This is a genomic window from Thalassobacter stenotrophicus, assembly GCF_001458315.1.
Taxonomy (GTDB): domain Bacteria; phylum Pseudomonadota; class Alphaproteobacteria; order Rhodobacterales; family Rhodobacteraceae; genus Thalassobacter; species Thalassobacter stenotrophicus.
Genome location: NZ_CYRX01000025.1, coordinates 124,910 through 148,638 on the forward strand (window position 1 = coordinate 124,910; position 23,729 = coordinate 148,638).

22 protein-coding genes are annotated in these 23,729 nt (G+C 60.1%); 12 read left to right on the forward strand and 10 right to left on the reverse strand.

Annotated features, from left to right (window positions below):
- Nucleotides 1–12 precede the first annotated feature (12 nt).
- From THS5294_RS07745 to betA, 4 genes are read left to right on the forward strand one after another with little or no spacing between them, the layout of a single operon-like run.
- On the forward strand, nt 13–990 hold the full coding sequence (locus THS5294_RS07745) for a cupin domain-containing protein (protein ID WP_058123305.1): 978 nt from the start codon (nt 13–15) through the stop codon (nt 988–990).
- Between the two features lie 3 nt (nt 991–993).
- Complete coding sequence (gene betB / locus THS5294_RS07750; protein ID WP_058123306.1) at nt 994–2,451, forward strand: betaine-aldehyde dehydrogenase; 1,458 nt, start codon at nt 994–996, stop codon at nt 2,449–2,451.
- On the forward strand, nt 2,451–2,684 hold the full coding sequence (locus tag THS5294_RS07755; RefSeq protein WP_058123307.1) for a DUF6552 family protein: 234 nt from the start codon (nt 2,451–2,453) through the stop codon (nt 2,682–2,684). The genes betB and THS5294_RS07755 overlap by 1 nt, the downstream gene beginning before the upstream one ends.
- A gap of 2 nt (nt 2,685–2,686) precedes the next feature.
- Nucleotides 2,687–4,345: a choline dehydrogenase gene (betA, locus tag THS5294_RS07760; RefSeq protein ID WP_058123308.1), complete on the forward strand. Its 1,659-nt coding sequence runs from the start codon at nt 2,687–2,689 to the stop codon at nt 4,343–4,345.
- Nucleotides 4,346–4,348: 3 nt separating this feature from the next.
- On the opposite strand, the gene THS5294_RS07765 is transcribed toward betA, so the two are convergent.
- The 6 genes from THS5294_RS07765 to phaZ form a co-directional block, all read right to left on the reverse strand.
- The gene (locus THS5294_RS07765; RefSeq protein ID WP_058123309.1) at nt 4,349–5,335 is read right to left on the reverse strand and encodes a P1 family peptidase; all 987 of its coding nucleotides are present in this window, start codon (nt 5,333–5,335) and stop codon (nt 4,349–4,351) included.
- Nucleotides 5,336–5,426: 91 nt separating this feature from the next.
- Nucleotides 5,427–5,741 carry a hypothetical protein gene (locus THS5294_RS07770; protein WP_058123310.1) on the reverse strand — a complete coding sequence of 105 codons (315 nt, stop codon included), beginning with the start codon at nt 5,739–5,741 and terminating at the stop codon, nt 5,427–5,429.
- Nucleotides 5,738–6,484 carry an SDR family oxidoreductase gene (locus THS5294_RS07775; RefSeq protein WP_058123311.1) on the reverse strand — a complete coding sequence of 249 codons (747 nt, stop codon included), beginning with the start codon at nt 6,482–6,484 and terminating at the stop codon, nt 5,738–5,740. The genes THS5294_RS07770 and THS5294_RS07775 overlap by 4 nt, the downstream gene beginning before the upstream one ends.
- Nucleotides 6,481–7,029, reverse strand: a complete 549-nt coding sequence (locus THS5294_RS07780; RefSeq protein ID WP_058123312.1) for a hypothetical protein — start codon at nt 7,027–7,029, stop codon at nt 6,481–6,483. Before THS5294_RS07780 ends, THS5294_RS07775 begins: the two co-directional genes overlap by 4 nt.
- A 90-nt stretch (nt 7,030–7,119) precedes the next feature.
- A complete protein-coding gene (locus THS5294_RS07785; protein ID WP_058123313.1) occupies nt 7,120–7,713 on the reverse strand; it encodes a DUF6151 family protein in 594 nt (197 codons plus the stop codon).
- Entirely contained in the window at nt 7,714–9,066 is a 1,353-nt protein-coding gene (gene phaZ, locus THS5294_RS07790) for a polyhydroxyalkanoate depolymerase (RefSeq protein WP_082644974.1), read from the reverse strand.
- 118 nt (nt 9,067–9,184) lie between these two features.
- Between phaZ and THS5294_RS07795 the strand changes: the two genes are divergently transcribed.
- The 3 genes from THS5294_RS07795 to phaR all read left to right on the forward strand — a co-directional run bounded on the left by THS5294_RS07795 (nt 9,185) and on the right by phaR (nt 12,371).
- Nucleotides 9,185–11,005: a PHA/PHB synthase family protein gene (locus THS5294_RS07795; protein ID WP_058123314.1), complete on the forward strand. Its 1,821-nt coding sequence runs from the start codon at nt 9,185–9,187 to the stop codon at nt 11,003–11,005.
- Nucleotides 11,006–11,155: 150 nt separating this feature from the next.
- Entirely contained in the window at nt 11,156–11,599 is a 444-nt protein-coding gene (locus THS5294_RS07800) for a hypothetical protein (RefSeq protein ID WP_038006382.1), read from the forward strand.
- A 199-nt stretch (nt 11,600–11,798) separates the two neighbouring features.
- Nucleotides 11,799–12,371 (forward strand): polyhydroxyalkanoate synthesis repressor PhaR, encoded by a 573-nt coding sequence (gene phaR, locus THS5294_RS07805; protein ID WP_038006385.1) that lies wholly within the window; start codon nt 11,799–11,801, stop codon nt 12,369–12,371.
- 48 nt (nt 12,372–12,419) lie between these two features.
- Here the strand turns inward: phaR and THS5294_RS07810 are convergent, their stop codons facing one another.
- Nucleotides 12,420–13,790 (reverse strand): aminotransferase, encoded by a 1,371-nt coding sequence (locus THS5294_RS07810; protein WP_058123315.1) that lies wholly within the window; start codon nt 13,788–13,790, stop codon nt 12,420–12,422.
- A 171-nt stretch (nt 13,791–13,961) separates the two neighbouring features.
- Between THS5294_RS07810 and otnK the strand changes: the two genes are divergently transcribed.
- The 5 genes from otnK to THS5294_RS07835 all read left to right on the forward strand — a co-directional run bounded on the left by otnK (nt 13,962) and on the right by THS5294_RS07835 (nt 21,318).
- The gene (gene otnK, locus THS5294_RS07815) at nt 13,962–15,227 is read left to right on the forward strand and encodes a 3-oxo-tetronate kinase (protein WP_058123316.1); all 1,266 of its coding nucleotides are present in this window, start codon (nt 13,962–13,964) and stop codon (nt 15,225–15,227) included.
- Nucleotides 15,227–15,877 (forward strand): 3-oxo-tetronate 4-phosphate decarboxylase, encoded by a 651-nt coding sequence (otnC, locus tag THS5294_RS07820; RefSeq protein ID WP_058123317.1) that lies wholly within the window; start codon nt 15,227–15,229, stop codon nt 15,875–15,877. Before otnK ends, otnC begins: the two co-directional genes overlap by 1 nt.
- 204 nt (nt 15,878–16,081) lie before the next feature.
- Nucleotides 16,082–17,305, forward strand: a complete 1,224-nt coding sequence (locus tag THS5294_RS07825; RefSeq protein WP_058123318.1) for an NAD-dependent epimerase/dehydratase family protein — start codon at nt 16,082–16,084, stop codon at nt 17,303–17,305.
- A 97-nt stretch (nt 17,306–17,402) separates the two neighbouring features.
- Entirely contained in the window at nt 17,403–19,430 is a 2,028-nt protein-coding gene (locus tag THS5294_RS07830) for a cellulose biosynthesis cyclic di-GMP-binding regulatory protein BcsB (protein WP_058123319.1), read from the forward strand.
- A 4-nt stretch (nt 19,431–19,434) separates the two neighbouring features.
- The gene (locus THS5294_RS07835) at nt 19,435–21,318 is read left to right on the forward strand and encodes a glycosyltransferase family 2 protein (protein ID WP_058123320.1); all 1,884 of its coding nucleotides are present in this window, start codon (nt 19,435–19,437) and stop codon (nt 21,316–21,318) included.
- Here THS5294_RS07835 and dtd read toward each other — a convergent pair.
- Genes dtd through THS5294_RS07850 form a run of 3 tightly spaced genes read right to left on the reverse strand, consistent with a single transcriptional unit; the run spans nt 21,296 to nt 23,727 of the window.
- A complete protein-coding gene (dtd, locus tag THS5294_RS07840) occupies nt 21,296–21,733 on the reverse strand; it encodes a D-aminoacyl-tRNA deacylase (protein WP_058123321.1) in 438 nt (145 codons plus the stop codon). The two genes, THS5294_RS07835 and dtd, sit on opposite strands and share 23 nt — an antisense overlap.
- Nucleotides 21,730–22,629 (reverse strand): carbohydrate kinase family protein, encoded by a 900-nt coding sequence (locus THS5294_RS07845; protein WP_058123322.1) that lies wholly within the window; start codon nt 22,627–22,629, stop codon nt 21,730–21,732. The genes dtd and THS5294_RS07845 overlap by 4 nt, the downstream gene beginning before the upstream one ends.
- A gap of 3 nt (nt 22,630–22,632) precedes the next feature.
- Nucleotides 22,633–23,727 carry a TFIIB-type zinc finger domain-containing protein gene (locus THS5294_RS07850; RefSeq protein WP_058123323.1) on the reverse strand — a complete coding sequence of 365 codons (1,095 nt, stop codon included), beginning with the start codon at nt 23,725–23,727 and terminating at the stop codon, nt 22,633–22,635.
- Nucleotides 23,728–23,729: the final 2 nt, after the last annotated feature.

Sequence of the window (23,729 nt, forward strand, 5' to 3'; positions counted from 1 at the left end):
CGGAGCTTTTTCATGACGCCCTCTCTTTCGCCTGCGCAAATGTCTGCGCGCATCGTTCGTTACGGCGAGTTGCGGCCCTGCAAAACCGCCTTCATCGACGCCCATACCCCCGGATCTGATCAGAAAGAGAACTTTACGATCATCGGCGGCGGTGTGTCCGAAAGCCCGGATCAGCATGTGCATATCAACGACACGCCGGGCTTTAACATCGGCGCGGCGGGCCAGCCGCCCAAATGCCGCAACTCGCTCCATTCCCACCGCACGGCCGAAGTATTCTTTGTGCTCAAGGGCCGGTGGCGGTTTTTCTGGGGCCGTTGGGGTACTGCCGGTGAGGTCGTCCTTGAAGAAGGTGATATCATCAACATTCCCACGGGCATCTTTCGCGGATTTGAAAATATTGGCACGGATTACGGGATGATCATGGCCGTTCTGGGCGGTGATGATGCGGGCGGCGGTGTGATTTGGGCACCTCAAGTGATTGAGGACGCAAAGGATCACGGGCTGGTTCTGGGCGACAATGGCGCGCTCTATGACAGCCACAAGGGTCAAGATTTGCCTGAGGGCGTAGCGCCCATGCCCCTGCTGAGCGAGGCAGAATTGCAGTCGTTCCCTGAGCCTACAACCGCTGAGGTCGTGCCCCATCACGTCGCACGTTACTGGGATCTGATGGCGCTGGCGGATCGGCAGCCTGCCAAGGTCATCGGCGCCGACGCTTGCCTGCGCGACCGCCCCGGGTTTGAGGTTGATTTCTTGACCCGTGGCTCCGCCCCCGACGCGGCCGAAACCCATGATACCCACACCGTGTTGATGCCGATGCGTGGGCACTGGCGTCTGACGTGGGATGGTGGCACAGATGTGCTGAACCCCGGGGATACGTGCCTGTTGCCACCGGGTTTGCCGCACCACGTGGCCCCCGCTGTCACCGGCGAGGCGAGCCTTTATCGTGTGCGGGCCACGGATGATCCAGCGGGCGCAACGTTAAGGACCTGATATATGCAAGACCCACAGCCCACCGCGAGCCACTTCGTCAACGGCGCCTATCTAGAAGACACCGCAGGCACCCTGATTGATGTGGTTTATCCGGCCACGGGCGCGGTCATTGCACAGGTCCATGCGGCCACTCCGGCGGTGATCGATGCAGCCCTAGAGGCCGCGGCCGCAGGCCAAAAGGTCTGGGCCGCTATGACAGGGACAGAGCGGGGGCGCATCTTGCGCCGTGCAGCCGATATGATGCGCGACCGCAACCGCGCCCTGTCTGAGCTAGAGACCTTGGACACCGGTAAGCCCATGCAAGAAACGCTCGTGGTCGATGCGACCTCGGGCGCGGATGCGTTGGAATATTTCGGCGGCTTGGCCGGAAGCCTGACGGGCGAACATATCCCACTGGCGGGGGGGGATTTTGTGTATACCCGCCGCGTCCCCTTGGGGGTCTGTGTCGGGATCGGCGCATGGAACTATCCCACCCAGATTGCCTGCTGGAAGGGTGCGCCTGCGCTGGCTTGCGGCAACGCGATGGTGTTCAAACCCTCCGAGACAACGCCGCTGTGCGCGCTTAAGGTTGCCGAAATCCTGCACGAAGCGGGCCTGCCCGCAGGGGTCTATAACGTGATCCAAGGCATGGGGGAGGTCGGCGGCGCGCTCGTGACGGACCCACGTGTGGCTAAGGTTTCGCTCACCGGGTCGGTGCCCACAGGCCGCAAGGTCTATGCCGCTGCCGCTGAGGGCATGAAGCACGTCACGATGGAGCTGGGCGGCAAATCTCCCATGCTGATTTTCGATGACGCAGACCTCGAAAACGCGGTCTCCGGCGCGATCTTGGGCAACTTTTATTCTTCGGGGCAGGTGTGTTCCAACGGCACCCGCGTGTTCGTGCAAAAGGGTATCAAGGAGGCGTTTTTGGCCCGGCTCAGCGAACGCCTCGCGGACGCAAAGATCGGTGACCCGATGGATGAGGACGTCAGCTTTGGCCCCATGGTGTCGGAACGGCAGATGCGGATCGTCGAAGGCTATATCGATGCGGGCCTAAATGAAGGCGCGCGCCTTGTAACTGGCGGCAAACAGCTTGAGCAGGAGGGGTTCTATCTGCCACCCACGGTTTTTGCCGACGTCACGGATGATATGACCATCGCGCGCGAAGAAATCTTTGGCCCCGTCATGGCGGTGTTGGATTTCGAGGATGAGGCCGAGGCCATTGCCCGCGCCAACGACACGCCCTTTGGTTTGGCCGCAGGGGTATTCACCCAGGATCTGACGCGCGGCCACCGGGTCATCGCGGCCCTCGAGGCGGGCACAGGCTATATCAACACCTACAACCTCGCGCCAGTTGAGGCCCCGTTTGGCGGCACCAAAGCATCGGGTGTGGGGCGCGAAAACTCAAAGCTGGCGATTGATCACTATTCCGAGATGCGCTCGGTCTATGTGGCGATGAACGATGTAGAGGCCCCATACTGATGGAGAATGTGAAACGGTTTGCGCCAGTTGATGGCGTCAAATGGGTGGCGACGGCTGTCCAATTGGTGGGCTATGGGCTGACGGGCATGAACCTTGCGCCATGGAATGTGTATGCGTTTATCGTGGGCATTGCGCTGTGGTTTGCTGTGGGCGTCATGTGGAAGGATCGCGCCATTATGGTTGTGCATGTGGGCGCGTTCGTGTCGCTTGTGGCCGGGTACCTGAGCGCATGAGCATGATTGCCGATTACGTTATTGTCGGTGCGGGCTCGGCGGGGTGCGCGATGGCGTACCGGTTGTCAGAGGCGGGGGCCTCCGTTCTGATCATCGAATATGGCGGCACGGATATCGGGCCGTTCATTCAGATGCCCGCCGCCCTAAGCTATCCGATGAATATGTCGCGCTACGATTGGGGTTATCAGTCCGAGCCGGAGCCGCATTTGGGCGGGCGCAAGCTGGCCTGCCCGCGGGGCAAGGTGGTCGGGGGCTCTTCCTCAATCAACGGGATGGTCTATGTGCGCGGGCACGCGCGGGACTTTGACCATTGGGAAGAGAGTGGCGCACAAGGCTGGGCCTATGCCGACGTCGCCCCCTATTACAAGCGCATGGAGACATGGCACGACGGCGGCCACGGTGGCGACGCGAGTTGGCGCGGCACGGATGGTCCGCTGCACGTGAGCCGGGGTCCGCGCCGCAATCCGCTGTTTCACGCCTTTGTCGAGGCGGGACGGCAAGCGGGCTATGAGACAACGGGCGACTACAACGGCGCGCAGCAAGAGGGCTTTGGCCCGATGGAGCAGACCGTGCATAAGGGCCGGCGCTGGTCGGCGGCGAACGCGTATCTGCGGCCTGCTCTTAAACGCGAAAACTGCGACCTTGTGAGTGGATTGGCCCGCCGTATCATCATGGAAGACGGCCGCGCCGTTGGTGTTGAGATTGAGCGTGGCGGCAAGATCGAAGTGATCTCTGCTCGGCGTGAAGTGATTGTGTCGGCGTCCTCGATCAACTCGCCCAAGCTGTTGATGTTGTCGGGTATTGGACCTGCGGCGCATCTGGCCGAGCACGGGATTGAGGTGGTCGCGGACCGCCCCGGGGTGGGCCAAAACCTGCAAGACCATCTGGAGTTGTATATCCAAATGGCCGCCTCCAAGCCGATTACGTTGTATCGGTATTGGAACCTTGTGTCCAAGGCGGGCATCGGGGTGCAATGGTTGCTGTGGAAGGCGGGTTTGGGCACGTCGAACCAGTTCGAGTCGGCCGCGTTCATTCGGTCGCGCGCAGGCGTTGAGTACCCTGATATTCAGTATCACTTCCTTCCGCTTGCGGTGCGCTATGATGGCCAAGCCGCGGCAGAAGGGCATGGATTTCAGGCCCATGTGGGGCCGATGCGCTCTTCCTCGCGAGGGGCGGTGACGCTGTCGAGCAGTGATCCCGCGCAGGCGCCAAAAATCCAATTCAACTACATGTCGGACCCGCAAGACTGGGAGGATTTCCGCACCTGTATCCGCCTGACCCGAGAGATTTTTGGCCAAGACGCGTTCAAACCCTTTGTAAAGCATGAGATCCAGCCCGGTGAAGCCGCGCAGACGGACGCCGAATTGGATGCCTTTATCGCCGAACACGTTGAAAGCGCTTATCACCCCTGTGGCACCTGCAAGATGGGTGCGGTGGATGATCCGATGGCCGTAGTTGATCCGGCATCTCGGGTGATCGGGGTCGATGGTTTGCGCGTGGTCGACAGCTCAATTTTCCCGCGGATTACCAACGGCAACCTGAATGCGCCCTCGATCATGGTGGGGGAAAAGGCGAGTGATTTGATTCTTGGCCGCGACCCGCTGCCCCGCGCGAACGCAGAGCCTTGGGTGCATCCCGATTGGAAAACCGCGCAGCGCTAGGGGCTAAAGGCTGCTCCAACACGGGAGCGTGTCGCCAGGCGCGGGCGTGGCCGCGTGTACGCCACGCGCAATCGCACGCGCAAGGCATGTGGCGGCCGCGTGACCCAGCCGGAGCGGATCCCACACTGGGTCCGGCAAGGGGTACGTACCTGTAGCGGCAGCAAACACAAGATCACCATCCATCGGCGTATGACTGGGTACAAGTGCGCGGGCCATTCCGTCATGGGCGGCTGTGGCCATGCGCTGGGCCTGCGCTTGGGTCAGGACTGCGTCTGTGGCCACGATTGCGATGGTGGTGTTTTCGCCCAAACGGGTCTCGGGGTAGGGTTCTTGGGTTGGGTCGGGCAGGGGACCTTGACCCAAGCCGCCAAATTCTGCGCCCATCTCCCACGGGGCGGCCCAAAAGTGCCGCGTGCCCGGCTGGGTTGCAGAGCCCAATGCGTTGACCGCCACGAGGGCTGCGACGGTCGCGCCGCATTCCAGTATAAGTGACGCCGTGCCCAAGCCGCCCTTGAGCGTTTGGGTTGTCGCGCCCGTGCCTGCGCCAACCGTACCGATGGGAACTGGGCTATCTGATGCGGCGTTGAGGGCTGCGCGGCCGAGGGCCTTGTAGGGGTTTTCAGCCCAGTCCTTGGTGCCGCCGTTAAGGAGATCAAACAGGATCGCTCCGGGAACAATCGGCACTTTTTGCCCGCCCACGTCGAAGCCACGGCCTTTTGCGCGAAGGGCGTCCGCCACGCCGGATGCGGCATCAAGGCCAAAGGCCGAACCGCCCGAGAGGACAAGTGCATCAACCTCTTGTACCATCTTATCTGGTGCAAGGAGGTCCGTTTCGCGCGTACCGGGGGCGCCGCCCATAACATGGACCGAGGCCACGAAGGGCTGCGCGCCGAGCAGGACCGTTACGCCGGACTTAAGCTCTGCGTCCTGCGCGTGGCCCACTGTGAGGCCCTGGATATCAGTGATCGAGTTTTTGGGGCCGGGGCGCATGATGGGCGGATCCTTGTGGTGGGTGATAGGCCGGAACTGGGGGCTCGCCCCCAGACCCCGAGGATATTTGGAAACCAAAGAGGGGTTTGCGTCAGTCTTTGGGGAGCGGCGCGCGAGTGATTTGGGCAGGGAATGTGCCCAAGGGGCGCAGGTGGTCTGTGGGAGCGAGGGGCCCGCCGGATGCGGGCAAAAAGGCGATGAGGGTTTGGGTTGTCGGAATGCTTTGGCATGTGTCGGGCGTGAACCACTGGGCGAGGCGGGCCGGTTGGTTGGACTGGATCACTTCGACATGATCGAGATCAAGGCTGATGCCTTGGGCCTGTGCAGCGTCCAAAAGGTGGGCAAAGGCAAGGGGTTGGGAGGCGAAGGTGCCGCCCATGAGGGTGATATCACACTCGAGTTTCATATGCAGCGTCCTCCGTCGACTTCGAGTGCGACGCCGGTGATCATGCTGGCCTCTGGGGAGCAGAGGAATGCAGCGGCGTTGCCCATGTCTTGTGGTGTTGAGAACCGACCTAGGGGGATTGTGGCGAGGAACTTGGCGCGCATTTCTGGGGTGTCTTCGCCCATGAAGCTGGCCAGAAGCGGGGTATCGCCTGCCACTGGGTTTAAGCAGTTTACCCGGACGCCGAAGGGGGCGAGTTCGACGGCCATGGCCTTGGTTGCTGTGATCATCCAGCCCTTGGAGGCGTTGTACCAGTTGAGATGCGGCCGCGGCGAGACACCTGCGGTGGAGGCAATGTTGAGGATTGCGCCTGTGCCTGCGGCCTTCATATCGGGGACGAAGGTGCGCGCGCTGAGGTAGACGGATTTGGCGTTTACTGCGAGGACACGGTCGAAGTCATCCTCGGTTATCGTCTCCATCGGGGCGGGTAGATGGGTGATGCCTGCGTTGTTAACGAGGATGTCGAGGTGCCCCCAGTGCTGTGCCACAAGGGTTTTGAGGGCTGTCCAATCATCACTAAGGGTCACATCAGCCTGAGCCGCGATGCCGTTGATTTGTTCTGCAATGCTCTGTGCGCCATCGAGGTTGACGTCGGCGATGAGGACGCGCGCGCCTTCTTTTGCAAATGTGCGCGCGATGCCTGCGCCAAAGCCGGAGGCGCCGCCGGTGATGAGGGCGGTTTTGCCACTGAGACGACTGCTCATGTGGGCGTTCCGGCGGTGGGTAAGCGTGTAGCGCGGGCCATTGGGAAGAAGGCGAAGAGGGTGCCGAGAATGCCACCCAAGTAGCTGGCATCGTGCATGAAACCCGCGCGGAAGTATTCCGCCTCAGGGACATTTGCCGGTGGGGTCAATAGATCGAACCCAGTAGCGACGTAGGCAAAGCCCGCGCCCAAGCCCAGCAGCGCACAGATTGCGGCGGTCATCACGACAGTGATGATGGCGCCGATGCCGCCTGCCCAAAGCGCGCCGGTGGTGGGCGCGCGCATCAGCCCATAGCCAAGCACCGGAAGTCCTGCGATGAGGCCCATCCACCAGCTGGCTTGCCATCCGACGAGGGCGGCCCCAGCGCGAGGCGAAAGATCGGGTGGAGTTCCGAATTGAACGAATTTGAAGTCGGTGAAGTAGCCCGGGCCGACAGAATAGCTCAGCTGGTTGTGGACGGCCCCAAAGATGCCTGCTGACAGGGCGGCCAACAGCATCAACACGGCAAATGCGCCGATCTTTCCACCTGGTGTTTGCTTGGACATAATCCACCCCCGTTTATGCCAAACACGCTAGCAAGGCCCCGCGTGTAGGGCAATCGGGCAAAGACTATGGGTCAGGTTAGGCGGGCAAAATCAGGTTTGTGACAGGCCCATGAAGGCTGCGGCGCGTTCTTCGCGGGTCAGGACGCGGGCTTCTCGGACGGGGGTGCCGGTTTCATCGAAAAAGGGCGTGTCACGCCATGTCCCTTTGATCCAGGATTTGCCCATCCGCCCCATCATCGAAGTCAGCATTGGGCGCAGGCCTTCGTGTGTGACCTTGCCGGACGGGGTTTTGATAAAGCCGCGAGCGATAACCGGGCCTAGCTCCGCCTCATGGTTTTTGATGATCTCGGCAGAGACGCCGGTGAACGCCATGCCCCGGCGGCTTGTGGTGTTGAACAGTGGTGTCGAGCAGCATTTGGCGTACCAGCGCATCAACCCTTTGGGCGACAGGCGCAGGAGCGCGAGGTTTTCGCCGCCCTGATCGATTTTGATTTTGTCCGGGGTGGTTTGAAACAATTCAACCCCTTCCGCGCCGGGATCAGTGTGCCCCAGCGCGACTAGATTGGCGCGGCAATCGTTGCAATGGCACACGATGTGTGTGCCGTCGCGCGCGTCCACGTCGACCAGCCGCCCCGCCAGTTCGCCGCAAGAGCAGGCGAAGTGGAGAGTGCGGCCGCCGCTCATTTACTTGACGGCCTTCAGGGTCGGCTTGTCGGTCGTTGCAGGCTCAGGGGCGGTGGCCTCATTGCCCGCGGCTTGTGCAGGCTTTGATTTGGCTTTTGCCTTGGCCGCGGGCTTGGCAACATCCGCGGCGTTTGCGTCGATGAAGTCCAGCACGAGCGGGCGGATGTTGTTGCGCCAGCTTTTGCCCGCAAAGATGCCGTAGTGACCAGCCTCAGGCTCAAGGTAGGAGGCTTTCTTGCTGTCGGGCAAGCCGGTCAGCATGTCGAGGGCGGCCACACATTGGCCCGGGGCAGAGATGTCGTCTTTGCCACCTTCTACCGTTTTCACCGCCACGGTGGTGATTTGGCCGATGTCGATCCGCTTGCCCTTAACGGTGAATTTGTTTTGCGCGATCTCCAGGCCCTTAAAGATACGCTCAACCGTTGAGAGATAGAATTCGGCGGTCATGTCCATCACGGCGAGATATTCGTCGTAGAACTTATTGTGCTTGTCATGCTCGGCGGCGTCGCCGTTGGCCACACGCATCACCTGATTATAGAAAGCTTTTGAATGGGTCTCGGCGTTCATGGACATAAAGGACGCAAGCTGTAGCAGGCCAGGATAGACCTTGCGACCAACGCCTGCGTATTTGAAGCCGACCCGTTGGATCATGCTTTCTTCGAGCTGGCCCATCGTCACGCGGCGGCCAAAGTCGGTCACGTCGGTTGCGGCGGCATCAGGGTCGATTGGCCCGCCGATAAGGGTCAGGGTGCGGGGCTGCGCGGCGGGCTCTTCTTCGGCCAGGTAGGCGGTCGCGGCCAGCGTCAGGGGGGCGGGTTGGCACACGGCGATCACGTTCACGTCGGGGCCAAGGTGTTTCATGAAATCAACGAGATAGAGGGTATAATCCTCAACATCGAATTTACCTGCAGACACCGGGATATCGCGCGCATTGTGCCAGTCGGTCACATAGACCTCTGCATCGGGCAGAAGGGACACAACGGTGGACCGCAGGAGCGTCGCGTAGTGGCCGGACATGGGCGCGACCAACAGGACCTTGCGGGGCATTTCGGCCCGGCCCTGTACTTGGAAATGGATCAGGTCTCCAAAGGGTTTGGCCACGGCGGTTTCGACGTCCACAAGGTGGTCACGGTTGTCGGTGCCCACAACGGAACCGATGTTCCAGTCGGGCTTGACGACCATGCGGTCAAAGCTGCGCTCTGTGACCTCGCCCCACGCAGCCATCATTTTGAACGCTGGATTGGGGACCATCGCAAGCGCGGGGTACGAGGCCATCGCCCGTGCGGACGCACCCATCCATGCGTTGGTGTTGCGCATGGTTTCCATCATTTCGTAGGGAATTAGGTACTTCATCAAGGGGACTCCGGCTTGTGGGGCACCAACTTCTTTACCCCGGGTTAATTCGTCGCTTTGCCCCCTCGCCAAGGCTCTGCTAGTTAGCAGTCGCAGCATTGGGGAAAAAAAGCAAGTCATGACTGACGATTCATCAGCCGACACCGAAACTGGCGACACACAAGATCATGCGGCTTTGTCCCGTTTGAACGAGAATATCCACAAGATGGAGGAGCTGTCCAAGCGGTTGGCCGTTGCTTTGTCGGCGCGGCAAAGCTCCGATCAGGGGCTGCAGGGACCGGGCAATGATGTCTATGTCAAGGCCGCTGCGGCCTACATGGCCGAGATGATGACAAACCCCGGCAAGTTGATTGAGCGGCAGGTGAATTTCTGGGGTCAAAGCCTGAAACACGCCGTTGAAGCGCAGACCGCACTCTCTGAGGGTAAGCCCAAAGCCCCCCACGATGAACAGCCGGCGGATCGACGCTTTTCGAACCCTTTGTGGTCCTCTCACCCCTATTTTAACTTTGTAAAACAGCAATATCAGATCAGTTCGCAAACGATTTCGGACATCGTACGTGACCTTGAGGGGCTGGACCCAGCAGATAAAACGCGGGTTGAGTTCTTTAGCCAACAGATCATCGACCTGTTTTCGCCCACCAACTTTCTGGCGACGAACCCTGATGCGCTTGAGCGTGCGGTTGAAACCGAGGGCGACTCACTTGTGAAGGGGCTTGAGAACCTTGTGGCCGATATTGAGGCGAACAATGGGGACTGGCTCGTCAGCCTTGCGGATCGCAAGGCGTTTGAGGTTGGCAAAAACATCGGCGCGACCGAAGGTTCGGTCGTGTTTCGCAACAAGATGTTTGAGCTGATCCAATACGCGCCCACAACGGACGAAGTGCACCGCACCCCGCTCATTCTGTTTCCGCCGTGGATCAACAAGTTTTATGTGCTGGATCTGAAGGAGCGGAATTCGCTGATCAAATGGATCGTGGATCAGGGTTATACGCTGTTTGTCGTGTCGTGGGTGAACCCGGATGAGACTTATGCCGACGTCAGCATGGAAGACTACATTGAGCACGGGTATCTGGCCGCCGTTGACGTGGTCAAAGAGATCACGGGCGAAAAAGAGGTCAACGCGGTTGGGTATTGTATTGCAGGGACCACGCTGTCGCTGACGCTATCGCTCATGAAAAAGCGGGGCGATACTTCGATCAAATCTGCAACGCTGTTCACCACGATGACGGATTTCTCGGACCCCGGTGAGATGGGCGTTTTCTTGAATGATGATTTCCTTGGCGGGATTGAGCGTGAGGCCGCAAAGCGCGGCTATCTGAGCAAATTCTTCATGTCGCGCACATTCAGCTACCTGCGGTCCAACGACCTTGTCTATGGCCCCGCCATCAAAAGCTACATGCTGGGCGAGGCGCCGCCCGCCTTTGATCTGCTGTATTGGAACGGGGATGGGACCAACCTGCCGGGCAAGATGGTGGTGCAATATCTGCGCGATCTGTGCACCGGCAACCGCTTGGCCGAAGGGACGATTGAATACTTTGGTGAGACGCTATCACTGAAGGATGTGACCGTGCCGGTTTGTGCGATTGCTTGCGAAACCGACCATATCGCCGCGTGGAAATCCAGCTATGCGGGCGTTCGCCAGATGGGGTCGCGTAACAAGACGTTCATTCTATCCCAATCGGGGCACATCGCGGGCATCGTAAACCCACCCAGCAAAAATAAGTATGGCCACTATACCAACGACGGTCCGATGATCGATGATCCGGATGCATGGTTAGAGGACGCGATTTTTAATGAGGGGTCCTGGTGGCCACGTTGGGATGGCTGGCTCAAGAAACGGTCAGGCAAAAAAGTGCCGGCACGGGTGCCCGGAGAGGGTGCGCACAAGGTTTTGGGACCAGCGCCCGGGACATATGTGGTCGCTAAGCCTGCGGAATAATTGATGGATTAGCCCTGCATCGCAGCTTGTCGGTTTGTCGCATGCTGCGGTGCAGAAAAAACTTGAAATGCTGCAGTGCAGCGTGTATCTATATTCCAGACACAGCGAATAACTCGGGTGGTCCGGGTGAATATTCAAGGAGTAGAGACAATGGCTAACACACAAGATTTTACAAAATACATGACCGACATGATGGGTTCTTTCCCCGTAGACACCGCTGCCGTTACGGACGCGATGAAGTCGCAAACGGCCATGGCTGAAAAAATGTCCAAGCTGGCTCTGGAAGCCGCTGAGAAATCCGCTGAGATTTCCAACAAATGGACCAAAGAAACACTGGCGAAAATCGCACCAGTTACGACTGCAAAAGAAGAGCCTGCTGACTACGCAAAAGCAATGACCGACTTCGCATCCGCGACAGCCGAAGTTGCTGCTGAAAACATGGCTGCTTTCGCTGAAATCGCGAAAAAAGTGCAGATGGAAACTGTTGAGCTGATGCTGGCTGCTGGCAAAGAAGCCACCGAAGATGCAACCGCAGCTGTTAAAAAAGCCACAGCTGACGTGTCCGCTGCGACGAAAAAAGCCGCCGCTAAATAAGCGACGCAAGAACACTTCTGCCGACGTCCTCCCTGTCGGCAAAAAAGTGGGGCGGGGTGTTATTAGCACCTCGCCTTTTTCGTTTGTACGCCCAAATGCGGGCTGCGGTGTCCGCTTGGGGCAATCGATTGTGCGCTTGCCTTTTTGCGATGCAGCAGCGTAGGGTTGCTGCACCGCAAAGAAGCCTGGGAGGCACATCGTGGCCGAAACGGACAAACCGCTCCTCATCAAACGCTATGCCAGCCGCCGGCTGTATAATACTGAAACGTCCGACTACGTGACGCTAGAGGATATCGCGGGCTTTATCCGTGCAGGACGCGAAGTGCAGATTGTCGACCTTAAATCCGGGGATGATCTGAGCCGCCAATACCTTCTTCAGATCATCGCAGAGCATGAAAGCCGGGGCGAAAACGTCCTGCCGCTGTCGGTTCTGACGGACTTGGTGCGCAGCTACACGACGCAGGCACAATCGGTTGTGCCGGACTTCTTGGCACAAAGTTTTGATATGCTTCGTTCGGGCCAGTCCAAGATGATTGAGAACGCGAGCGTGATGAACCCATTGGCCAAGATGCCGGGGTTCGAAGTAATGCAGGCGCAGCAAAAGGCGTTTTTTGCAGCGATGACTGGCGGCTGGACCCCGGGTGATGAACCCGCAGCCGAGGCCAAACCTCAACCCGCCGCTGAGGACGAAAGCGCCGCCGAAGAGTTGGACGCGATCAAGAAGCAACTGGCCGACATGCAGGCCATTCTGTCCAAAATGAACAAGACCTAATCAGGTTTGGGGCGGTCTTCGGATCACGAAATCCGCCCCTTTGCAGTGCTAGCCGACCTCTTTGAACACTTGGGTCAGCGCGCCTTCTAGCTTTTCGAACATCTCATCCATGTGCGCGTCGGTCATGATGAACGGCGGGCACAGCACGATGCTTTGGCCCAAGGGGCGGCAGATCAATCCGTGATCGGTGCAGGTGTTCGCGATCCGCTCTGAGATCGACAAGTCGGCAGCAAAGGGCGTGCGTGTGTCCTTGTCGTGCACGGCCTCTAGGGCCCCCATCAACCCCTTGCCACGCCATTCCCCGATATGGGGATGCTTGGCCAATTCAGCCATACCGGCCTCAAACCTGGGGGTCAGGGTGCGGACGTTTTCCATCAACCCCTCGTTCATTACGACGTCAATCGCCTTGAGCGCGATGGCACAGCCCACAGGGTGGCCTGATGCGGTGAACCCGTGGGGGAATTCCTCAATCGCTTCGGCCGCGTTTTGCATCCTGTCGGATAGCTCAGGCCCCAAGATGACCGCCCCCATAGGAAAGAACCCAGCCGTGAGGTTTTTGGAGGAGATCACCGCGTCGGGCATAAAGTCATAGGTTTCGCAGCCCCATGTGTTGCCCGTTCGGCCAAAGCCGCAGATGACCTCATCGCTGATGATCGGGATACCATGACGGCGCAGGATCGGGACGATGGCCTGAAAATACCCCTCGGATGGGGGGATCACGCCGCCCGCTCCCATCACCGGCTCGGCAAAGAACCCCGCGATGGTGTCGGCGCCTTCGCGCGCGATTGTGTCCTCTAGCTCTTGGGCCATGCGGGCGGTGAATTCGGCCTCGGTTTCATTCGGGCGACCTTCGCGCCAATAATGCGGACAGCTGAGGTGGACAAACCCCGGCAAGGGAAGGCCGAAAACGGAGTTGTAGGGCTTGCCCGTCATGGACGCCGAAACTGCTGTGACCCCGTGATAGCCGTTCTTGCGGGTCAGGATTTTGCGGCGCTCCGGCTGGCCCTCTGCGGCCCATAGGAACCACAGCATTTTGACCATTGTGTCGTTCGCCTCAGACCCGGAATTGGTGTAGAATACCTTGCCGCGCTCAAAGGGTGACACCTCAACCAGCTTTTCGGACAGTTGCACTGTTTGATCCGACATCCGCCCAAAGAAGGCGTGATAGCCGGGGAAACGGGCATATTGCGCTTGGGCGGCTTCGATCAAGCCGGGGTGGTCAAACCCCGCGACCATGTTCCAAAGCCCTGAATTCGCGTCCAGATATGTCTTGCCGTTCGTGTCATGGACATACGGCCCTGTGCCGTGGGTCAGCACAACGGTGCCACGCGCGTGGATCGAAGGCAGGTCAGTGAAGCCAAAGAATGAGGCGGCCTCTGCGCGGGCCTCCCAGCTTTGAGGAATGGTGGTGTCGGGCATGATGCGCTCCTGATCGGATTCGCCGCGATGCTACGCCCAACCTGCGGCGCGAGCAATCTCACGCGACTTTGCATTTCTGCATCACTTGTCACAATCGCAGGCGTGGGCAAAAGACAGTTCTTGTGGTTGGCGCGTGCCAGACTACAATTTGTGCGTCCTTGGGAGGGTCTTATGTCAGTGTTTTTTGGCGCTATTGCGGATGATTTTACGGGTGCTACGGATTTGGCCGCCATGTTGGCGCGGGCCGGTGTGGCAGTAAACTTGCGGATTGGTATCCCAGACAGCACCGATGATTTGGCCCCGTTTGAGGTAATCGCCCTCAAATCCCGAACCCTTCCACGCGAGGACGCGGTCAGCCAAGTGCGCGCGGCACTTAAGTGGCTGCGCGGTGCGGGGGCTGAGCGGATATTTTGGAAATATTGCTCAACCTTTGACAGCACGGCGCAGGGCAATATCGGTCCGGTGGCCGAGGCGATGATGACCGACATGGGCGTGAGCCAGACAGTGTATTGTCCCGCGTTCCCCGAAAATGGCCGGACTGTTTATAACGGCTACTTGCATGTGGGCGACCAACTGCTGAGCGAGTCGCCGATGAAGGACCACCCGCTGACCCCTATGCGCGACGCGTCACTCACGCGTCTTCTGCGCCCGCAGGTCCGTCGTGAGGTTGGTGCAATTCACCTGCCCACCATTCGCGCCGGGGCCGAGGCGATTGAGGCCGCGATGATGCGGCTGGCTGAGGCGAATGTGGCCCACGTCGTGGTGGATGCTATCGCGTCCGAGGATCTGGATGCGATTGCTGCAGCCGTTCATGACCTGCCGCTGTTGACCGGGGGCAGCGCGATTGCCCAGAGCCTGCCGGAACTGTACGCGCAGGCCGGCGCGCTTTCGCGACCCGCCGCACCCGCCACTCCGCCCAGTTTGAGCGCGGGGTCGGTGGTCTTGTCGGGCAGTTGTTCGGCCATGACCCGGGTGCAAGTCGGCGCCTATCTGGATCAGGCCAAAGGCTTTCGGTTGGACCCGCTGGAACTGGCCAGCGAAGGCGTGCTGCCCGCGCGCCGTTGGTTGGCCGCGCAGGACATTGACGCCCCAAAGATCATCTACGCCACAGCGGAACCCGCCACAGTGGCCGCGGCCCAAGAAAAATTGGGTGTCGCGCGTGCCGGCGTGTTGGTTGAGGACGCGCTGGCGCAATTGGCGCTGGATGCGCGCAACCTAGGGGTGGGGCGCATCGTGGTCGCGGGGGGCGAAACCTCTGGGGCTGTGACCCGCAAACTGGACATTGATCGCTTGGCCATCGGCCCCGAGATCGCGCCGGGCGTGCCGTGGACGTTCTGCAAAAGCGATGACAAAGACCTCGCGATTACGCTGAAGTCTGGCAACTTTGGCAGCCCCAATTTCTTTGCAGAGGCGCTTGCGCTGTTGGAGCGCGTATAATGTCGGCAGAGGCCAAACTGCGCGAAGATATCTGCACGCTCGCGGCCTCGATGTTCAATCGGGGGCTGACGTCGGGGTCTTCGGGCAACATCTCGGCCCGGTTAGAGGACGGCCGCCTGTTGGTGACGCCGACGGGGCATTGTTTTGGCCGCTTGGACCCCGCCACATTGTCGGTGATTGACGCGGACGGGCGACACCTGGATGGTGATGCGCCCACCAAAGAGGTCCCGCTGCACACCGCATTTTATGAAACGCGTGCCGCGCAGACCGGCGCGGTTGTGCACCTGCATTCGACCCATTCCGTCGCGTTGTCGCTTTTGCCGGAAACGGACCCCGACAACATGCTGCCCCCCCTGACGGCCTACGGGATCATGCGGCTCGGCAAGGTGAAACTGCTGCCCTACTACATGCCCGGAGACCCGGCTATGGGGGATGCGATCCGCGGGCTTGCGGGCAAACGAACAGCCGTGGTTTTGGCCCATCACGGTCCTGTTGTTGCGGGCAAATCGCTTGAGGCTGCGTGCTACGCGATGGAAGAATTGGAAGAGGCGTCCAAGTTGGCAATCCTGACCCGTGGGCTGTCGCCAAAGATGCTCAATGCGGCTGAAATCAACGGATTGGTGACAAAATTTAACGTTGATTGGGACTAATCAAGTCCACCTCTAGCTATCCAGTGCAATAAAGGCCCCACATGTAGTGCGTGCCGCCCGATTAGGGCGGGCGTGAGGCGTGGGCGTCTGAAAAGGCCATAGTTTGGCCGAATAAATTCAAAATTCGTTAACCATACTGATCTCAGCAAGGGCATCGAGGGATGTTCTGACCACTGGGGGCGCTCTGCAATGAAAGGCAGCAGTATGAAGAACGTAGTCATTATCGGGGGAGACGGGTTTTGCGGCTGGCCTACGGCGCTGCACCTGTCGGCACAGGGGCATCGGGTTGCAATTGTGGACAACCTGTCCCGGCGCAAGATTGACCGAGAGTTGGGCGCGTCCAGCCTAACGCCCATCGCTCATATCTCGGAGCGTGTTCAGGCGTGGAAGGAAGTCACGGGCAACCGGATCGACTTTTTCCAGATCGACGTGGCGCGGGACTATGGCGCGCTTGAGGATCTCTTGGCGATGCTCAAACCCGATACGGTTGTGCATTTCGGTGAACAACGCGCAGCCCCATATTCCATGCGCAACGTGTCGGCAAAACGCTACACGGTGGACAACAATATCCGTGGTACGCACAACCTGATGGCTGCTATTGCGGGCCTTGAGTTGGACACGCATGTGGTCCACCTCGGCACGATGGGGGTTTATGGCTACGCGGGCGAAGGCTTTACCATCCCCGAGGGGTATCTGCCCGTAAAGGTCGCCAACGATGAGGGGCAGTGGTCCGAGCGTGAGATCCTGTATCCGACCAATCCTGGCTCGGTCTATCACATGACCAAGTCGATGGATCAGCTGCTGTTTCAATTCTATGCGCGTAATGATGAAATTCGGATCACGGACCTCCATCAGGGCATCGTTTGGGGCACGCAAACCGATGAAACGCGTCTGCATCCCGCGCTGATTAACCGTTTTGATTACGACGGGGACTACGGCACGGTTCTGAACCGCTTTTTGATGCAGGCGGCCGTTGGTCATCCGTTGACGGTGCACGGCACCGGGGGCCAAACGCGCGCGTTCATTCATATCCGCGACACGGTGCGCTGTGTGGCTTTGGCCGTGGCGCATCCCCCCCAAAAGGGCGCGCCGGTCAAAATCATGAACCAAGTGACCGAACAGCACCGGGTACGAGATTTGGCCCATCTGGTGGCTGATCTGACAGGGGCCCAAATTGCGATGGTGGACAATCCGCGCAAAGAGGCCGCCGAGAACGATTTGGTCGTTTGCAACGATAGCTTCCTTAAACTGGGGCTGAACCCGACAACCCTCCGCGAAGGCTTGATGGCCGAAACCGTTGAGATCGCGCAGAAATATTTGCACCGCTTCGATGTCGACGCTGTGCCGTGTGTCTCCACTTGGACGGGTCAACAAAAGGCCGGGATCGTCACTGAAGAGGCGCTGCACCGTCAGATCGCGGCGGAGTAGGGACCAAGGATCGCTCTGTCAGCCCTGCCCCAACAGGCAATCACGCTCTGCGTAACAGGGCAGGGGCGGGCTGGCAGGCGGATGAAAGGAAACGCAGATGAGGCTTTTGGGTTTAGCACTTTTCACGCTCCTTGTGATGGGGCTGATCCAGTTTGCGTTGTGGACGGATCGTGACACGACCTCCCGGGGGCTTGGGCCTTTGGCGCAAGCGGACCGTGTGCTGCACGATTTTGCCTCCGACGTGGGCGGGCGCGATGCGCGTCCCGGCAGCCGTCATCATACGATTGTTGTTCGTGAAGAAGACACTTGGGGCGCGCTGGCTGGGTCACCGGGGTATCATCGCGCGCGGTTTAACCTGCCGCGTGAGGCGCGGGTTGAGGCCGGCACCCTAACGCTTGATCTGACTGCGCAGCTGCAAGAGGAGGGCGTGGCCCGGCTGAAAATCAACATCAACGGTCAGCGCCGGGGTGAATTGGTTCTGCCCGAAGGCAAATCTGAGCACCGCGTCACGCTGAACCTTTTGCCCGCCGACCTGACCCAATCCGTGGTTGAGGTGACGCTTGCCGCCAATGGCCGTTTTCCCACCGCTGTGTGTACGGCGCGGTGGTCGGGCGGGATGGTCCTGCGGGTCGAGCCCACAAGCCATTTGGACATCACGACTGAGGCGCCTTTGACCTCCCTTGGGGATCGGATGCGCGTCTCTGGCGATCCGGCGCGTGTTGTGTGGGACGCGGGGCTTGAGCCAGACACCATGGCACGGATGCTGCGGTTTGCAGTTCACAAAGGTACTCTGGGCGGGAATGTTGGATTTGTTGCACCACAGGCCGCAGAGGGCGGTGCCGTAGTGCTCAGCTCGGATGATCTGGATGTCGCCGATGAACAGGTCGCGGCGACCATCGCCCCCGCGCCGAGCCAGTGGCCCATGCAGCCTGCGGCGGGCTCGTCCCTGTGGGATGCGAAGTTCTTTGAATATCGGACCAACTGGCGCATTCCCTACGATCTGCGCAGCACCCCGAATGGCACGCTGCCCACGCATTTCGATTTTGATATGTCGCTTGTGGGTCTGGATCAGGCCGACCGCTGGATGCTGTCGGTGGTCTTGAATGGCCGCGCGATCCATACCGAACGTCTAAGTGAGAACGTCACGCGGATTGCCCGCAGTGTGGCCCTTCCGGCGGAACATCAGGGTTATGCGAATGTGTTAGAGCTGCGGGTCATGAATGATGAGCCGCGCAGTGGGGTGACATGCCTGTCGGGCACTCCTGTAATGGCCCAGTTAGAGGCCGGGACCCGCCTGCGGGGTGGGGCGTTGTCTGCGGATGCCGACGTCGCCGATTTTGGTGCGGCGTTGCCGGATAATCTATCGCTGGTCGTCGCCTCTGCGTTCAACGCCGCTGAGGCGACGAGTGCTGTGCAGTTCCTGTCTGAAGCGTTTGGCCCAGCGACGCGTTGGACACTGGGGGCAGCCTCTGAACGGCACGCGCCTGGCACAGTACAGCTAATTCTGCGCAATACTTTAGCGCAGGCCGTCGCGCAGGCCCGCGATGCTGGAGCGCACGATCTGTGGGTGTTGTGGCCGCGCTTGGGCGATGAGACGGACGCGCCTTACGCCTTGGTGCGGATTACGCCGGAAACGGATCTTGGGGCACATATCCGTGCGGATGGGGGGCGGATTGCGGCGCTTGTGTCCTTGCGGCCTGTGGTGCAAACGGTAAAGCCCGCGCAAACCGCTGACACGGCCCCAAGGGTGGTGCTGAGCACGCAGGTGGCGCGCCTTTCGGCACCATCAACCGGCTTGGCCCCTCGTGTGCCGGTTGCCGCTGCAGGGGCTTTTCTTGGTGGCGTATTCCCCAAACGGCCTGTGATGGCTGTGTTCGCGTCTAACTTCGCCCCCAAGACCACTGCACACACACGCCGCCCGCGGGCGCTTGGGCTGGGCAATCGGCCGGTTCCTCGGCCCGATGTCTTGGCCACAAAGACCATGATTGCTGCGCCTGATTTGGTCCCGATGCCAAACCCCATACGCCCGCATCTGATCGCGCCGCTTCAGGGGCCGTTGCAGCCGCAAGGGCCTGCGTTCATGGCCACCGTCGCGACACCGCGCACGAAGCCCGTGGTGAACTAGACCCATGATCGCTCAGCGCCCCAAAGATGCCCCTGCCAAACGCTCAACCCATGAGTTTTGGTCCGTGGACAGCGCGCCCAAGCAGTTTTCGCATCAGGTGCCCCAAAGCCGCGCACCACTGTTGTTGGTGGTGTTTTGTGTCCTGTCCACCGCGTCGCTTTGGGGGCTGGGAAATATCCCCTTGCTCGCGGCGCTGTTTCCGCAACACGACATCTACTTTTTCCAAGGATATCAGGGATACTACACCGTTTCGGTTCGGACGTTCATCCTATGCTTTTACATCTCATTCGCTGTCTTCATGGACCGTCGCCCGGGCCATATGTTTGGCATGATGGTGGACATGTGCCTTAGCTATTTGGCGTTCTGTGTTCTGCTCGACGGGGCCTCAGCCGTGATACACCTGTGGTTGGGCGTGGCGTTGCACGTGAATGTTGTGGCCATCGTGTCGGGTGTTGCGGGCTTTGCGATCTATTCGTTCAAGCTGTTGGAACGGGGCCGCATGCCGCCCCCCATCGCAATGGAGATCGACACCCGCCGCAACTGGCAAACCATGGCGACCGTGGGGTGCGTGGCCTTGCTGTGCGCGGGGCTTTCGGTCTGGGTGACGCTGCTGGACCTGAATGCTGTGCACGCGCTGCGCAATATTGCGCTGTTGGGCGGGATCGGGCCGGGGGTTTTCCTATTTTTGCCCAGCTTTTTCGTGACGCTCTATCTGGTGTCCAGCCTGATGCTATTGCGCGACAGGCACCGGACGTTCATGCCACCGGTCACGATCTTTGTGCCCGCCCATAACGAAGCCCACATCATCGCGCGAGTGATCGCCGCCGCCGATGCCTCCGCCGCGCAGTATGCGGATGCGGTGCATATGATCATCGCCAACAACAACTCAACGGATGATACCCATGCCCTTGCGGACCGCGCGCTGGGCGCGTGCGCGCATATGACTGGCGAGGTGTTTCTTGAGACACGGGCCGGAAAATCCCACGCGCTGAACGCAGCGATCGATAGGGTGCAGACCGAGTATATGATCCGGCTCGATGCGGACACGATCATGTTCCCTGATGCGTTGGTCAAGGTCATGCGCCACTTTCGTGACCCTCTTTGCGGAGCGGTAGGCGGGCTGCCATTTTCGCCCGGCGGAGGACTGTTTGACCGCGCCCGGTTCCTAGAGGCACTGGTCAAACATGGCTTCTATTCGGTGGGCTTTACGACGATCAATTCCGTCGTCGGTGTGCCCGGCATGTTCGCGGCCTACTGCACAGAATTGCCGCGCAAACTGGGTGGCTTTGTGAACGGCATGAACGGCGAAGACACCGATATGTCCTTGCGGATCGGGGAATTGGGCTACCGCCTTGTGTGCGACCCGGACGTGCAATTCGAAAGCGAAGTGCCCGGCACATACCACCACATGCGTGAGCAACGGATGCGGTGGTTTCGATCCGTTTATCATATCTCTTCGCGGTGCCGAGCGTTGATCTTTTCGGCGCACGCTACGGTGCGGGGCAAGGTCGTTCTGCCCTATATGCTCGTGAATTCTGGCCGCCGTGCGATGGTTGTCCCGCTCGTTCTGTTTGGGTTGATCGAATACTTCGGCGGGTTTCACACGCTGCGCCCGCTTGAGGTGCAGGCGGTGATCGCCGTGGCGGTGGGCGCACCTGCGTTGTTGGCGTGTTTCGCGTGTTTGATAAACGGCAAGCCAATGGCGCTGTTGTACCTGCCGGAGTATTTGATCTTTCGTATCCTTCGGGCGTATTTCACGCTTGAGTCCATGCTCTCAATCTCAATCAAGAGCTATGCGGAAAGTCTGGATGAACCGGTGCTGGACGTGGCCACAATCCGGGGATGGTTTGGACGGGGTCCCGCGCCTAACGCTCAATCTGAATCGTAACGGGGCCGTCATTCACGAGGCTCACGGCCATATCCGCGCCAAACTGACCTGTCTGGGTTGGAACACCCTGCGCCGCCAATCGTGCGGCAAAGTATTCGTACAGCTTTTCGCCCTCATCCGGGGCGGCGGCTGCTGAAAATCCGGGGCGATTGCCGCGCGATGTATCAGCGGCCAGCGTGAACTGGCTGATCACAAGCGCGCTTCCTTCCGCGTCCAAAAGCGAGCGGTTCATTTTGCCCGCGTCGTCCTTGAAAATGCGCAGCTTGGCGATTTTGTCGACCAGTGCATTGGCGTTGTCGGTCGTGTCGCCTTGCATCGCGCAGACCAAGATCATCACGCCGTGACCGCATTCACCGATCAGCGCGCCGTCCACATGAACCTGCGCGTGGCGGACGCGTTGGACAACGGCCCTCATAGCTCGGACCGGTGGGGCGGGTTGGCGCCTGCGCGCGATACCGTGATGCCGGCCGCCTGTACCCCAAGGGTGAGGGCATTGCCGAGGGTATCATCGCTGAGCGTGGCCAGCGCCGCTTTGGACAGAGCGTTCGCATCCGAAAGCCCCGCCATGAAGCCCGCGTTAAACGTATCGCCCGCGCCGATGGTATCGACGACATCCACGCGCGTTGCAGGCACCGAAACCATTCCCGAGGCGCGGATCGCAACAGCGCCCTCCGGGCCCTTGGTCATCACCAGCATCTTGGGGCCCGAGGCCAAAAGCGCATCGATATCACCGCCGTTCCACCAGTCCAGATCTTCGTCCGACAGCTTGACGATATCAGCCACCGCCATCATTCGGGTCAGCCGCGCGCGGTAGCGGGCCTCATCGCTGATAAACAGGGGGCGAATGTTGGGATCAATCATGACCAGCTTGTCGGGCGCGGCACGGGTGCACAATGTTTCAAACGCGTCGGCGCACGGTTCAACCGCCAATGAAATCCCCCCAAGTGCAACGGCTTGGACATCGTCCAGCGCGGGCAGATCGTCCGCGGTCAGCATCCGCCCTGCGGTGTTCTCATCAAAAAATGCATAGCGCGCGCTGCCATCGACCAGCTCGACAAAAGCCAGCGTTGTTGGCCGGTCAGATGTTGCAGCCCGGTCGCCCACACCCGCCGCCGCCAAAGTGGCACGCAGTTGGTTGCCGAACATGTCCGTCGAAAGCCCCGTGAACAACGACACCGGCGTGTCGAGCCGTGCCAAAGCCACCGCCATGTTCAACGCAGCCCCGCCTGTGCAGGGCATGAATGTGGCCTCACCCAACGCCGTCTGGCGCGGCAACATATCGATCAAGGCTTCGCCCGCACAAAGTATCATAGCTTAAAACCTTCCCTGTTCGCTTAGGGCAATCGCGTAGCCCACTGCCGCCGCAAGTACCAGCCCGGCCAGCACCGCAAAGCCGATTTTCCATGCCGAATAGGGACGCTCCCCCTGCACGCGGCCAGTTTGGCCATTCACCACAAAGCGGTAACTTTTGCCCCTGTATTTGTAGGCTGCCAGCCAAACCGGCAGCAGGACATGTTTGAACGTGACATTGCGCATCTGTGTGCGGGCATGGTCGATCCGTTGTTTGTCACCGCCGATATCAAAGCGGATGTCACGGTTGATCACGGCGTCCATTTGCTGCTTGGCGTCCTCGAAACCGTCCTCAAGCGTGACGGTGTATCCTTCGGCGCGGAACCCGGCCAAAAACTCGGGCGTATAGGGGGTTAGCGCGGACAGATCCCATGGGCTAAGTGCCTTGGTGAACCGCGCCGGAAGCGAGCGAGAGGCCAGCACCAGCACATCATCAAAAAACCGCGCCACCCGCCCCGAGACCGTCCGCCAGCGCGTGCGCGGCACCTGTTTGCGCACAGGTTTGCCATCACGCATGACAGTCACGGTTTGATAGTAAACGGTACCGCGTTGGCCCGTGTAATCCGTCGTCGTATCCGCATCAAACGTCCAGTAGGGCACGTAGATGCCCTGCATTTTGCGTCCCTTGCGGGCATAGGCTTGCAACCCGTTCGGCGCGAACCAAAGGCCGCCCAACCAATCTGACATGGCCTCTTTGGCGGCGGTTTCCTCAAGCGCAAAGGGCAGGACGCCGGCAGGTTTGATATGCCGGTGCGCGCCCGTGTCGGTGACCACCGGGGTGGCGCAAAACGGGCATTCGGCGGCATGGATGTCGGGATCAAACTCGACCTGAGCCGCACAATTGGGGCAGGTGGAAACCCGCGTTTCCTCCATCAGGTCAGAGCCACCTTGGCTGAGGCCTGTGTGCAGGTCAATTTCCTGCAATGTCGCGACACGGCGACCCTCCATCGGGACGGTGTTTCCGCAGTGGTCACAGACCAATTGGCCTGCGGCGGGCGTAAACCGCAGGTCCGCCCCGCAGGCGTCGCAGGGAAATCGGTGGTCGAGAACGTCAGTCATGT

Excerpts from the sequence above, each read along its gene's own strand:
- THS5294_RS07745 (WP_058123305.1), top strand. The coding sequence starts at position 13 with ATGACGCCCTCTCTTTCGCCTGCGCAAATGTCTGCGCGCATCGTTCGT.
- betB (WP_058123306.1), top strand. The coding sequence starts at position 994 with ATGCAAGACCCACAGCCCACCGCGAGCCACTTCGTCAACGGCGCCTAT.
- THS5294_RS07755 (WP_058123307.1), top strand. The coding sequence starts at position 2,451 with ATGGAGAATGTGAAACGGTTTGCGCCAGTTGATGGCGTCAAATGGGTG.
- betA (WP_058123308.1), top strand. The coding sequence starts at position 2,687 with ATGATTGCCGATTACGTTATTGTCGGTGCGGGCTCGGCGGGGTGCGCG.
- THS5294_RS07765 (WP_058123309.1), bottom strand. The coding sequence starts at position 5,335 with ATGCGCCCCGGCCCCAAAAACTCGATCACTGATATCCAGGGCCTCACA.
- THS5294_RS07770 (WP_058123310.1), bottom strand. The coding sequence starts at position 5,741 with ATGAAACTCGAGTGTGATATCACCCTCATGGGCGGCACCTTCGCCTCC.
- THS5294_RS07775 (WP_058123311.1), bottom strand. The coding sequence starts at position 6,484 with ATGAGCAGTCGTCTCAGTGGCAAAACCGCCCTCATCACCGGCGGCGCC.
- THS5294_RS07780 (WP_058123312.1), bottom strand. The coding sequence starts at position 7,029 with ATGTCCAAGCAAACACCAGGTGGAAAGATCGGCGCATTTGCCGTGTTG.
- THS5294_RS07785 (WP_058123313.1), bottom strand. The coding sequence starts at position 7,713 with ATGAGCGGCGGCCGCACTCTCCACTTCGCCTGCTCTTGCGGCGAACTG.
- phaZ (WP_082644974.1), bottom strand. The coding sequence starts at position 9,066 with ATGAAGTACCTAATTCCCTACGAAATGATGGAAACCATGCGCAACACC.
- THS5294_RS07795 (WP_058123314.1), top strand. The coding sequence starts at position 9,185 with ATGACTGACGATTCATCAGCCGACACCGAAACTGGCGACACACAAGAT.
- THS5294_RS07800 (WP_038006382.1), top strand. The coding sequence starts at position 11,156 with ATGGCTAACACACAAGATTTTACAAAATACATGACCGACATGATGGGT.
- THS5294_RS07810 (WP_058123315.1), bottom strand. The coding sequence starts at position 13,790 with ATGCCCGACACCACCATTCCTCAAAGCTGGGAGGCCCGCGCAGAGGCC.
- otnK (WP_058123316.1), top strand. The coding sequence starts at position 13,962 with ATGTCAGTGTTTTTTGGCGCTATTGCGGATGATTTTACGGGTGCTACG.
- otnC (WP_058123317.1), top strand. The coding sequence starts at position 15,227 with ATGTCGGCAGAGGCCAAACTGCGCGAAGATATCTGCACGCTCGCGGCC.
- THS5294_RS07825 (WP_058123318.1), top strand. The coding sequence starts at position 16,082 with ATGAAGAACGTAGTCATTATCGGGGGAGACGGGTTTTGCGGCTGGCCT.
- THS5294_RS07830 (WP_058123319.1), top strand. The coding sequence starts at position 17,403 with ATGAGGCTTTTGGGTTTAGCACTTTTCACGCTCCTTGTGATGGGGCTG.
- THS5294_RS07835 (WP_058123320.1), top strand. The coding sequence starts at position 19,435 with ATGATCGCTCAGCGCCCCAAAGATGCCCCTGCCAAACGCTCAACCCAT.
- dtd (WP_058123321.1), bottom strand. The coding sequence starts at position 21,733 with ATGAGGGCCGTTGTCCAACGCGTCCGCCACGCGCAGGTTCATGTGGAC.
- THS5294_RS07845 (WP_058123322.1), bottom strand. The coding sequence starts at position 22,629 with ATGATACTTTGTGCGGGCGAAGCCTTGATCGATATGTTGCCGCGCCAG.
- THS5294_RS07850 (WP_058123323.1), bottom strand. The coding sequence starts at position 23,727 with ATGACTGACGTTCTCGACCACCGATTTCCCTGCGACGCCTGCGGGGCG.